Below are 11,688 nucleotides of genomic sequence, written 5' to 3'. Positions count from 1 at the left end.
CCCAATAACCATAGACCAAGAGCCATAGAAATATGCTTGGATAGCGCTTTGATCAGCTTCAGGCCGCTAGGTTATCTGCTTATAGTTGTTGATAGTTGTCAATTTAAAACAGATGAGTTGAATGCTTGTTTCAATAAAGTCGATTTTACACTTGGATGTTGATCTCATATTTTATTTAAATCGTCGGGCTTAAATAAAATACTAAAACAACTTCCCCCTAAAGCTTGTGACTTGGAATATTCAATGCGACCTTCATGCGCGATCATAATTGCATTGACAACAGATAGACCTAAACCACTGCCACCATTCTTCTTGCCTCTGGATTCTTCAAGTCGATAAAACGCATCAAATATAAAGGGGATATGCTGATCTGCAATACCGGGTCCTTGATCTTCAATGGTTAAAACCAAACCTTCTGATTTTTTTTGGGTGCTAATCCGTAAAATCCCTGCCTGTGCATAACGAATTTCATTTTCAAATAACGCAATTAAAATCTGTTCAAGCCGTTGTCGGTCAAAAAAGCAGGCTTGATCTGATAGATCGGTTTCGATGACTAATTTTGCTTGATCAAAACGGTCTTGAAGTAAGTTTACAGATTGTGTAATGACGTCAGATAGACAAACTGACTCTAGGTTAAGTCGAAGTTGTTGATTATCCGCCAGACTTAGGGTTCTTAGATCTTCGATTAAAAATGACAGTTGCTCAACTTGATTGAGCAAATTTTTTAATAAGGCCTTATCGGGGGTAAATATATCGTCAAGCACGCCTTGTAAGCGACCTTGTAAGATGGTCACAGGTGTTCTTAATTCATGTGCAATTGCGGCATTCCAAATAGATGCATTGTTGACTGAGATTTCCAGTTTTTCTGCCATACGATTAAAATCATTGATCATCTTTGTGATTTCAGCGACAGAAGAGGGATTGTCCAATTGCGCTCTTACGGAAAGATTGCCCAAACTAATTTCTCTTGCTGCAATGGCTAAAGAATTTAGCGGGGCGATAAAGCGTTGCGCTAATTTTAATCCTAAATAAACAGAAGTTAATGAACCGCATAAAGTCACCAGTAAAATCCAGATCAGATCAATCAAATTAAATGACCAATCCTCAGAATTTAACTGTTCTAGCGAGACCAATTTAAACTCGATGGCAACAAAATAAGTCAAATAGCCAAAAATCAAGGAAAAACAAGTGGTCAATAAGCTCACTTTGGCCATGGTGATAATCAGCTGGCGGCTAATTCCAATGTTATTTTTCATCATTTTGCCTTAAACGATAGCCAACACCACGGACATTGATCAGTAAGTCAGTTTGATGATGATCTTCCAGTTTTTTACGTAATTTACTGATGTGACTGTCTACAGTACGCTCTAAGGCATCACCATCAGGCAAGCAATGGTTCATTAATTCTGATCGGGTAAAAACCTTGTAGGGTGCTTGCGACATCAACGCAAGAATCTTAAATTCCGTTAAGGTAAGGTTTAACAGTGCTTTCGAATGTTCTTTGATAATGTATACACAAAGTGTTTCTGTATTAATTTCAATTGATTTAAAGCTAATGATTTGGGCTTTCGCCTGAGATGACATTGCACTTCTTCTCAATACTGCCTCAACTCTGGCAATAATTTCATTTGGATTAAATGGTTTTACCACAAAGTCATCAGCGCCGATTCTAAGTGCTGTGACTTTATCCACTTCTTGATCTAATGCGGTCAGCATAATCACAGGGGTTTGTTTGGATTGACGAATATGATTTAAAACTTCCCAACCATTTAAGATCGGCAATTTCACGTCAAGAATCACCAGATCAATCTGTTGCTGCGCATGTATTTCGATGGCTTGCTGTCCATTAAGTGCTCTAAGCACATTGAAGCCATTTTTTTTCAGATAATGCTCCACAATATCGCCGATATCATAATCATCTTCAACGACTAAAATTTGTTTACTGGCTGGATCAGACGCAAAAGAAATATTGCCCATTGCTGGATACTTTAAAATGGATACAGGCCCATCATAATTTATTTTTAGTGGCTATATCCACACAATCTCCACACTTTGGTGACGCTAAGTACACAAATATTGCCAATAATCGTCATATCTAGAACTCTGGGTGCAGATGATGCCTAAGCCTTATTTTTTTATTATTTTATTGGTTGTTTTAAGTGGGAGTGCGTTAACTGGATGTAATCGCTCAGGAAATGCTGAAGCAGAACAAGCACAGCAGGCTGCACCAGCCAAAGTCAGTATTTATACCGTTCAACAGCAAGATATTCATTTGATTGAAAACTTACCTGCTCGTGTACAAGCCTATCGAATTTCAGAAATTCGCCCACAAGTTGGCGGAATTATTGAAAAGGTGCTGTTTACCCAAGGCAGTGAAGTTAAGGCTGGACAACCCTTATTTAAGATCAATTCGGAAATTCTTCAAGCAGATGTCAATAGTAATCAGGCTTTATTGGCAAAAGCACAGGCAGAAGTGGTGCGTCTAAAAACGCAACAGGAGCGATATCGACAACTGCTTCCTTCCAATGCCATTAGTAAACAGGAATTTAATAATACGGAAGCCGCTTATCAACAGGCTTTGGCCGAAGTTGCTCAAACTAAGGCAGCATTGGCACGACAAAATTTAAACTTACGCTATGCGACTGTACGCGCCCCGATTTCAGGTCAAATTGGTAAGTTGCTGGTCACCGAAGGTGCATTGGTCAGCACCAGCGATACCAATCCAATGGCTTTGGTGCATCAGTTAGATAAAGTCTATGTTGATGTTAAACAATCAATTTCTGAATATGAGCAATTGCAAGATCGTTTGAATGATGGTTCGTTATTACAACGTGGTGGTGCTGAGGTCAGCATATCCAATAGTCAGGGTAAATTGTATCCAGTCACAGGAAAGATTTTATTCTCAGATACCAGCGTAGATCCTAATACGGGTGACGTGACCATCCGTGTTGAAGTAAATAACCCCCAACGGAAATTATTGCCAGGGATGTATGTCAGAGTTGGTTTAAACAGAGCATCACAACCCAATGCCTTACTTGTACCTGAGCAAGCTGTGCAAAGAGATATTTCAGGTCAAGCACAACTGATGATTGTAAAAGCAAATCAGACTGCTGAAACACGTCCAGTGAGTTTAGGGCAGTTATATAAAGGTTTCTATGTGGTGAATAGTGGAATTAAAGCTGGTGAAAAAGTCATCGTTGAGGGGCATGATCGAATTCAACAGCCAGAACAGCCTTTAAAAATAACCCAGTGGAAGTCGCAATACACAACCGATGTTGGGACTTTACAAACGCAAAATAAGGGTAGTGATCAAAGCACTGCAAGTCAGTCTTCTCCGAATACAGGAGAAAAATTATGATATCGCAGTTCTTTATTAAACGGCCAATCTTTGCATGGGTAATTGCACTCTTTATTATTCTGTTTGGTGTCTTAAGTATTCCAAAGTTGCCGATTTCTCGTTTTCCTTCAGTTGCACCACCTTCGATTAGTATCTATGCAACTTATCCGGGAGCAACACCAGAAACCTTGAATGATAGTGTTGTCACCTTGATTGAGAGAGAGTTATCAGGAGTAAAGAATTTACTTTATTACAGCGCCACCTCTGATGCCAGTGGTCAAGCGAGTATCACCGCCACATTTAAACCGGGGACTGATCCAGAGTTGGCTCAGGTAGATGTGCAAAATAAACTAAAGTCTATCGAACCGAGATTGCCACAATCTGTTAGACAGCAAGGTCTGATTGTTGAAGCGGCATCTTCTGGATTTCTGATGATGGTCGGAATTAACTCACCAAATGATCAATTTAAAGAAATTGATTTAAGTGATTATTTGGTTCGAAATGTGGTTGAAGAATTAAAACGGGTTGAAGGGGTTGGACGTATCCAATCTTTTGGATCTGAAAAAGCCATGCGTATTTGGATAGATCCAAACAAACTGGTGTCTTATCAGCTGTCGATAAAAGATGTCACAAATGCCATTCAAGCACAAAATACGCCGATATCTCCGGGAAGTATCGGGAGTTTGCCTGCGGTCCAAGGACAGATGATTACACTGCCATTAACGGCTGAAGGACAATTAAGTACAGTCGAAGAATTTCAAAATATTACTTTGCGCGCCAATCAGAGTGGCGCACAAGTCACACTGAAAGATGTTGCACGGGTGGAGCTTGGTGCGCAAACCTATAGTTTTTCTATTTTAGAAAATGGAAAGCCAGCAACCGCTTTGGCGATTCAAATGAGCCCAGGGGGGAATGCAGTCAAGACATCTGAAGCGGTCAAAGCAAAAGTTGAGGAGTTGAGCAAGGTTTTACCAAAGGGGATGCAATATTCGATTCCTTATGATACTGCGCCGTTTGTTAAAATTTCGATTGAAAAAGTAATCATGACTTTGCTGGAAGCAATGGTGTTGGTTTTCCTTGTCATGTATTTATTTTTACATAACATTCGTTACACCTTGATCCCTTCAATTGTTGCACCGATTGCACTTCTGGGCACATTTGCAGTGATGTTGATCAGTGGTTTTTCGGTCAATGTTTTAACCATGTTTGGTATGGTTTTAGCCATCGGTATTATTGTCGATGATGCGATTGTGGTGATTGAAAATGTGGAACGTATCATGGCAACGGAAGGCTTATCACCTGTTGATGCGACTTCTAAAGCAATGCAAGAAATTACCAGTCCAATCATCGGGATAACCTTGGTACTGGTGGCGGTATTTTTACCAATGGCCTTTGCCAGTGGTTCGGTCGGGATTATCTATAGACAATTTACCGTGACCATGGCGGTATCCATTGCATTCTCAGCATTTTTAGCACTGACCTTAACCCCTGCACTTTGTGCAACCTTGTTAAAACCGATTGAAGCAGATCATCAGAAAAAAGGCTTCTTTGCGTGGTTTGATCGCTTTTTTGACCGCGTCAATAAAAAGTATGAAGCAATTTTAGTGAAATTGTTGAAACACATTTTTACTGTGATGATTGTATTTGTTGTTCTGACAGGTTTCTTAGTATTTGCGTTTAAATCGATCCCAACTGCTTTTTTACCAGAAGAAGACCAAGGCTCATTTATCACCTCATTTCAATTGCCTGCAGATGCCAGTCAAGAGCGGACATTGACCATTGTAAAATCGTTTGAGGAACATTTAAAAAGCAGAGAAAGTATTAAGGAAAATGTTTCTGTACTTGGGTTTGGCTTTAGTGGTTCTGGTAATAACACAGCCATTGCCTTTACAAATTTAAAAGATTTTAAAGACAGAAATACCTCCGCTGCAGATGAAGTTAACGCTGTAAATGCGGCAATGGCAGAAAGTGCAGAAGGTACGATTATGTCTGTTTTACCGCCTGCAATTGAAGAAATGGGAACAACTTCGGGCTTTACTTTACGTTTACAAGATCGCGGTAATCTTGGAATGCAAGCTTTGAATGAGGCACAAGCGCAGTTGATCGGTCTTGCAGCAACCAGTAAAAAACTGGCTTATGTTTATCCAGAGGGTTTACCGCCAGGTAGTAATGTCGATTTAAAAATTGATCGTAATAAGGCAGAAGCTTTAGGTGTGAATTTTGCTGATGTGACAGATACCATTTCATCTTCAATGGGCTCAATGTATGTCAATGATTTTCCAAATCAAGGACGAATGCAGCAAGTGATTGTTCAAGTCGATGCTGATTCACGGATGAAAGTCACTGATATTCTAAATTTGAATGTGGTTAACAAGACTGGAGCACTGGTTAAACTGTCTGAGATTGTTACACCTGTGTGGACACAGTCTCCGCAGCAATACAATCGCTATAATGGACGACCATCATTGAGTATTGCAGGGGCAGGCGCAGAAGGGGTTTCTTCAGGGGTAGTGATGAAGGAAATGGAGCGACTGATTGAGCAATTACCAAAAGGAATTGGTTATGAGTGGACAGGGCAATCCTTGGAGGAAAAACAGTCAGAAGCGCAAACCAATTTCTTATTGGCATTGTCAATGTTGGTAGTTTTCCTCGTCCTTGCTGCACTCTATGAAAGTTGGTCGATTCCATTGTCGGTGATGTTGGTTGTACCTTTAGGTATGATTGGTGCAGTGGTTGCGGTATGGTTCCGAGGAATTCCCAATGATATTTTCTTTAAAGTGGGTTTAATTACCATCATTGGATTATCTGCAAAAAATGCCATTTTGATTGTTGAATTTGCCAAAATGCTAAAAGAAGAAGGAATGACTCTGATTGAAGCCACTGTTGCAGCTGCCAAACTTCGTTTAAGACCGATCTTGATGACATCGTTGGCTTTTACCGCTGGTGTGATTCCATTGGTGATTGCTACAGGTGCAAGCTCTGAAACTCAGCATGCGATTGGTACAGGGGTTTTTGGTGGTATGGTCAGTGCGACGATACTTGCAATCTTTTTTGTCCCAGTATTTTTTGTGTTTATTCTCAGCGCAGTTGAGAAATTACGTGGCAAAGCTTTACCTGTACGTAAACTGCCTTAAGCGCTCTGCGTTAAGCTTTTAATTTTTAGTCTTGTGTTTTGTAGAGGATAAGCATTTGTTCTCTACAATATTTCTAGCGAATCACCGCATTTATTATATGCATTTATTTGGATGCCTAATTTTTCTTCCTATTATTTTTATCTCGTATAGTTTTCTTTAGATATACAGGTCAGTTGTTTTAACTGCATTATTTATATAAGTTTATTGTTATATAGACAAACCACCTAATAATTCATACAAATGATTTCCATCAAGTCATTGTTCATCAATGAAGCTTAAGTTTTTGTATGAACTTTTAGAAACTGTTGGTTATCAATTCGTTTTTGTGCTTTTGAATCATAGATGGTGATCCTACCGTGGGGCGACATGGAGGTCGCCGTTGGGCGGGGGTACAGGACGTACCCCTCGCCCAACGGAAGATTTTTGTCATCTTTTCATCTCTGAAAAGTGAGGCATCGCCTACGCAAAGATATTTAAACTTTGAATGTAGGTTGTGGCAGTGTAAACTTTTTTATAACCAAACAAATTTTTACATATATTTGATTTAATAGAAAATATTAATTAATGGCAATAATATTCATGTGTCTGAGTTTTTTGACAGATTGACTTTACATTTGAATAGATATGGTTAGTTCCCCGCATTTTTATCGTCAAATTAACTCCTCTAAACCATTCTTATTTACATTTAATTACATTTCTCATTAGGCATTTTTGCCTTCTCATTCGTCTATATAGATAAAGGCAGTGTTTTTTAAATTCACGGCAATTGATCTGATAGACGAAGCAGGAAGGATTCATGAACAGTACAACGCAATACAATAGATTGAGCAGACAAGAAAAGCACAGGGTTTTATCCAGCACTCAGCAAATGCGCTACATTTATTTGTGCTGTATCTAAGCCTATGTCTGCTGTAATTCTCGCTTCAAATGATAAGCAAAAATACTCTACGCTTTGTGGGGTAGTGATCAGTCATATATTGTTGTTATGGTCTTTGTCTTATTTAAAAACAGATGTTCGTATTGAATCACATTCACCTGAAAATGCGATTCAAATTCGTTTTATCAGCTTGAACAAAACCGATGTTGTACAACAAAGCAGTACAAAGCTGCAGACGGCATCAGAGCAAGCTGCAACGCAATCAAAAGCACAACCTCAATCTACAGTAGCAACAGCGATACAACATCAACAACAGGTCAAAGTGATACATAGTACTGAGTCAAAAAAGTTGAAGATGGATCAAACAACACAACAGACAACAAAAGCACAAGAAAAAAAACCAACCGATCAACAGACGGAAAGTAAATCTGAATCAAATCGTCAGTCAACACAAACATTCACTGAAACAAAATCATCTACGAATACTGAACAGACTGCTTCAGGTCAATCAAATGAGATAGCCAAACGTGCAGGTGGTGAAGCAGGCAAAGACAATAAAAAAGAACAAAACGCTGCCTCTACTTCTCAACCACAGCAACCGCTTCCCGTGAGTCGGGTCGATGTACTCAGCTTTGGCAAGCTTAATTACGATGATCGCGAATTGCAAAACCAGCAGCGCTTGTTGGTTCTCACCATCAAAATCAATCCTCAAGGGCAGCCGATAGATGTCAGAGTAAAGCAAAGCTCAGGTATTAGTAGTTTGGATGAAAGAGCTATACAAGCTGCACAAAAAGCAAAATTTAAACCACATATTGTCAATGGTGAAGCATTGGCAATCGTGGTGGATTTTCCCATTCAGCTTAAGCTTGGTCGTAATCGCTGATTGGATTATTAAACAATGAAAGGGCTTATTTAGGAGTTTTTATGAACGCATCAACAGAAAAAGTGATCAGTAGCAGTTTAATGCAACGCTTGAAACAAGAAACACTGGCAGAGCATGAACGTATGGAAATCTTGATGCAGCAATCAGGCGCGTTTGAGAGTAAAGAAAATTATGCGCAATTCACTCTGTCGCAATATTATTTTCAGAAAGATGTTGAACATCTTTATCAAGATTCACAGGTTGAACAATTGATTCCCGATTTAGATGTGCGTGGGCGTTCCGATGCAGCTTTACAAGACTTGGCTGATTTAGGTTTAACGCCTCAGCAGCAGGGTATTGCAACAGATGAAATTAGTTTTCCACAATCTTTGGGCTGGATTTATGTTTCAGAAGGTTCAACCTTAGGCGCAGCATTTTTACTCAAAGAGGCTCAGGCTAGATTTGGCTTTAATGCTGATTTTGCTGCACGTAACTTAGCAGCATATCCAGAGGGTCGTGGATTAGTGTGGAAGCGTTTCAAGCAAACCCTAGATGATGCAAATTTTAGTTTAGAGGAACAGCAATTGATTATTGAGGGGGCTATGCAAGGCTTTCATCGTTTTGGTGAACTTTTAGCACAATTAAAAACACTGAAATAAATAATTGATGATGGATAAAGGAAATCAAGCAATGAAGCAAACGGGGTCAGAGACCAATCTAAATACCAGTATTTCTATGTCGGAGCCGAGATTGGCGAAGTCATGGTTGGTTCGCTGGATCTGTATTGCACTGGCGGGGTTATGTCTGGTCTTAGGGACGATCGGTTTGGTGGTTCCTGGTTTGCCTACGTTTGATTTTTATTTTCTTGCGACGTTGTTTGCTGCAAAGGGTTCGCAGCGAATGCATCAGTGGATTGTTAATAATAAAGTCATTGCTCCAATTTTACAGCAATGGCAACTCAAACGAACTTTGCCAGTAAAAGTAAAACTATTTTCTTTGGCCAGTATGAGTGTAGCTGCTGGCATTTTAATTTGGACTGTGCCTCATCCATGGGCAGTAGGAACCATTATTGTGATGATGGTTTGTGTGCAATTGTGGATGTGGTTAAAAGCATAAATGAGGATAATCTCAGGATGGAAATCTTTGAATATTATAAAAATACTGAAGAACTTAAATGCTTGCTGTTGCAAGCAAATTTAAAAGTAACTACAACACGATTGACTGTACTGAATATTTTAAGAAATGCACAACGAGAGCTGACAGCAGCCGAAATTTTGTATAGTCCAGATTTAAAAGTGAAAAAATTATCTTTTGCTGGTGTCTATCAAACCCTGAAACAGCTTGTTAAAGCAGGATTGTTAGTTAAATTTAAGCTGGGCAGTGAACAAGCATTATATTCATTCAAGGGAAGTCAAACCAATATGAGAATATATTGTAAAAAGTGTAGTCAGTTGCAACAAATTAATGATGAGGCTTTAGAGCAGCAAATTCGAGGACTTATTTTAGAACATGGTGCAAGTTCATATCATCTTGTTATAGAAAAACCCTCTTGTCCTTATTGTAGTCATTAAAACAACATGCCAAAGGGTAGATTATTTTATGATAAAAATATCCATAAAATTAAATAATAAATCGGAATTTACACTGAATGATAACCAAGATATTGAGGTTCAATGTGCATTAACTATTGATAATTTAGCTTTATTTTTTAAGTATATTAAACGATCAAATAGAACATAAGGATGTACATGAACTAAAAATAATCATATATATGGGGAATTTCTCTCAGAGTGTCTTGACATTTAAATGATAATTATTATCATTTAACAGACCGTCAAAGAGTTGATCCTATTGTGAACAAAAATCCTGCATTTGTAGATCAATTGTACCGTAATCACCAATCTTGGTTGCATCAATGGCTTAGAAAAAAAGTAGGCAATAGTGAGCAAGCCGCAGATTTGGTACAAGATACGTTTATTAAAATTCTGCAAACGCGTGATGAACTTTTTGGAGTAAAAGAACCTCGTGCATATCTGGTGACTATTGCCAGAAATTTAATGATTGATCAGGTGCGCCGTAAGCGCATAGAGCAAGCTTATCTGAATGAATTAAGTCAGATGGAATATATTCTGGATACAATTCCTTCACCAGAAGATCAGCTACAGGTTGTTCAAGCCATTGACCAGATTTGTCAGGCTTTGATACGCGTCTCTGAAAAAGCACAACAAGCTTTTGTGCTACATTATTTTGAAGGTTTAACCCATAAAGAAATTGCAGAAATCATTGGTGTTTCAACCAAGATGATTCAAAAATATCTAGCAACGTGCCTTGTGCAATGCTACGCACTGAAACAAGAGAAGGATTTGTTTGAGTAAATGATTGAAGAAGAGAAGAGTAAGCAAAAATTAATCGAAGAAGCAGCGGAATGGATTGTGCTGCTGAGTACCGATGATGACTTACTCAAAAGAACAGCGCAAACAGATTTTGATGCTTGGAAAAGCAAGAGTCCACAACGCCAAAAAATTGCTCAAGATATCGAGCAATACATTACTTCTATTCAAAAACTGGTACAGAATCCACAACAACAGAAAATGACCCAATCTGTATTAAAAACAGGTTTACATAGTGCCCGCAAGCAAAAAAATATGCGCTATGGTGGAATTTTGACGGTGATATTGTGTTGTGTAGGGGGGATTTATAGTTATTTTATTTATTATCCAGTGTCATATCTAACCGCTGATATTAAAAATCATGCGGGAGAATGGACAACTCAAACCTTAGCAGATGGTTCACAACTTAAACTCAGTGGTCAGAGTGCGGTTAATCTAGACTTCTCAGCAAATCAGCGTGTTGTGGAGTTGGTTCAAGGGGAAATATTTGTAGATGTGGCCAAAGACAAAGCCCGTCCTTTTATTGTCAAAACCCAATATGGTCAAATTGAAGCATTGGGAACTGCATTTAGTGTTCAATATCAGCCAGACGCGACTGGGCTTAAAATGCTACATTCCAAAGTGAAAGTTCAGTCCTCGAAACAAGAGTTAGATCAAACCAAAGCATCTTCTGTGATTGTGACAGCAGGGCAAGAAGTCATACTTGATCGAAATGGTATACAACCTATACATACTTTTAATTTATACAATGAACAGCAGAAATGGAATCAACGGCATTTGATTGTTGAAAATATGTCTTTGTCAAAAGTGCTAAATGAGTTGAATCGAAACAGCAAAGAAAAAATTATATTTAACGCTGCAAAGTTAGAAAAAATTAAGGTCAATGCTGTATTACCTTTAGATCATACCGAAAGTGCATTGCAATTATTAAGCAGTGTATTCCCTCAGCTAAATGTCTATCAAATCACCCCATATTTCACAGTTGTGACTTTGCAATAAACAGCATGATTTAAGCACTTGGTTTGAATCATGCTGTTTAGCTTTAAATTAAGCCTAAAATTCTAGGATAAAATTCATATCGTTTTTAA

Annotated in this window: 10 protein-coding genes; 8 read left to right on the top strand and 2 right to left on the bottom strand. The window is 38.6% G+C overall.

Annotated features, from left to right (window positions below):
- Positions 1-164 precede the first annotated feature (164 nt).
- Complete coding sequence (gene adeS, locus GJV03_RS08610) at positions 165-1,256, bottom strand: two-component sensor histidine kinase AdeS (protein WP_105712959.1); 1,092 nt, start codon at positions 1,254-1,256, stop codon at positions 165-167.
- The gene (gene adeR, locus GJV03_RS08605; protein ID WP_004721351.1) at positions 1,246-1,977 is read right to left on the bottom strand and encodes an efflux system response regulator transcription factor AdeR; all 732 of its coding nucleotides are present in this window, start codon (positions 1,975-1,977) and stop codon (positions 1,246-1,248) included. Before adeR ends, adeS begins: the two co-directional genes overlap by 11 nt.
- Before the next feature lie 136 nt (positions 1,978-2,113).
- Between adeR and GJV03_RS08600 the strand changes: the two genes are divergently transcribed.
- The 8 genes from GJV03_RS08600 to GJV03_RS08565 all read left to right on the top strand — a co-directional run bounded on the left by GJV03_RS08600 (position 2,114) and on the right by GJV03_RS08565 (position 11,599).
- Positions 2,114-3,358: an efflux RND transporter periplasmic adaptor subunit gene (locus tag GJV03_RS08600; protein ID WP_154129886.1), complete on the top strand. Its 1,245-nt coding sequence runs from the start codon at positions 2,114-2,116 to the stop codon at positions 3,356-3,358.
- Positions 3,355-6,471, top strand: coding sequence for an efflux RND transporter permease subunit (locus GJV03_RS08595; RefSeq protein ID WP_154129885.1), 3,117 nt, complete (start codon positions 3,355-3,357; stop codon positions 6,469-6,471). The genes GJV03_RS08600 and GJV03_RS08595 overlap by 4 nt, the downstream gene beginning before the upstream one ends.
- A gap of 902 nt (positions 6,472-7,373) precedes the next feature.
- Entirely contained in the window at positions 7,374-8,231 is an 858-nt protein-coding gene (locus tag GJV03_RS08590) for an energy transducer TonB (RefSeq protein ID WP_154129884.1), read from the top strand.
- A gap of 41 nt (positions 8,232-8,272) precedes the next feature.
- Positions 8,273-8,869 (top strand): biliverdin-producing heme oxygenase, encoded by a 597-nt coding sequence (locus GJV03_RS08585; protein WP_004721344.1) that lies wholly within the window; start codon positions 8,273-8,275, stop codon positions 8,867-8,869.
- Positions 8,870-8,900: 31 nt separating this feature from the next.
- Positions 8,901-9,326, top strand: a complete 426-nt coding sequence (locus tag GJV03_RS08580) for a YbaN family protein (protein ID WP_034615170.1) — start codon at positions 8,901-8,903, stop codon at positions 9,324-9,326.
- Between the two features lie 17 nt (positions 9,327-9,343).
- Entirely contained in the window at positions 9,344-9,781 is a 438-nt protein-coding gene (locus GJV03_RS08575; protein WP_151802770.1) for a transcriptional repressor, read from the top strand.
- A gap of 282 nt (positions 9,782-10,063) precedes the next feature.
- The gene (locus GJV03_RS08570; protein WP_239045901.1) at positions 10,064-10,585 is read left to right on the top strand and encodes a sigma-70 family RNA polymerase sigma factor; all 522 of its coding nucleotides are present in this window, start codon (positions 10,064-10,066) and stop codon (positions 10,583-10,585) included.
- The gene (locus GJV03_RS08565; protein ID WP_154129883.1) at positions 10,586-11,599 is read left to right on the top strand and encodes a FecR domain-containing protein; all 1,014 of its coding nucleotides are present in this window, start codon (positions 10,586-10,588) and stop codon (positions 11,597-11,599) included.
- Positions 11,600-11,688 lie beyond the last annotated feature (89 nt).

This window comes from Acinetobacter sp. RIT698 (assembly GCF_009668065.1).
Lineage (GTDB): Bacteria > Pseudomonadota > Gammaproteobacteria > Pseudomonadales > Moraxellaceae > Acinetobacter > Acinetobacter guillouiae.
Note: the sequence above shows the minus strand (reverse complement) of the source record. Positions and strands in the feature narration are given on the sequence as shown.

What these genes read in the sequence shown, in the direction of transcription:
- adeS (WP_105712959.1), bottom strand. Translation starts at nt 1,256, where the DNA reads ATGAAAAATAACATTGGAATTAGCCGCCAGCTGATTATCACCATGGCC.
- adeR (WP_004721351.1), bottom strand. Translation starts at nt 1,977, where the DNA reads ATGGGCAATATTTCTTTTGCGTCTGATCCAGCCAGTAAACAAATTTTA.
- GJV03_RS08600 (WP_154129886.1), top strand. Translation starts at nt 2,114, where the DNA reads ATGATGCCTAAGCCTTATTTTTTTATTATTTTATTGGTTGTTTTAAGT.
- GJV03_RS08595 (WP_154129885.1), top strand. Translation starts at nt 3,355, where the DNA reads ATGATATCGCAGTTCTTTATTAAACGGCCAATCTTTGCATGGGTAATT.
- GJV03_RS08590 (WP_154129884.1), top strand. Translation starts at nt 7,374, where the DNA reads ATGTCTGCTGTAATTCTCGCTTCAAATGATAAGCAAAAATACTCTACG.
- GJV03_RS08585 (WP_004721344.1), top strand. Translation starts at nt 8,273, where the DNA reads ATGAACGCATCAACAGAAAAAGTGATCAGTAGCAGTTTAATGCAACGC.
- GJV03_RS08580 (WP_034615170.1), top strand. Translation starts at nt 8,901, where the DNA reads ATGAAGCAAACGGGGTCAGAGACCAATCTAAATACCAGTATTTCTATG.
- GJV03_RS08575 (WP_151802770.1), top strand. Translation starts at nt 9,344, where the DNA reads ATGGAAATCTTTGAATATTATAAAAATACTGAAGAACTTAAATGCTTG.
- GJV03_RS08565 (WP_154129883.1), top strand. Translation starts at nt 10,586, where the DNA reads ATGATTGAAGAAGAGAAGAGTAAGCAAAAATTAATCGAAGAAGCAGCG.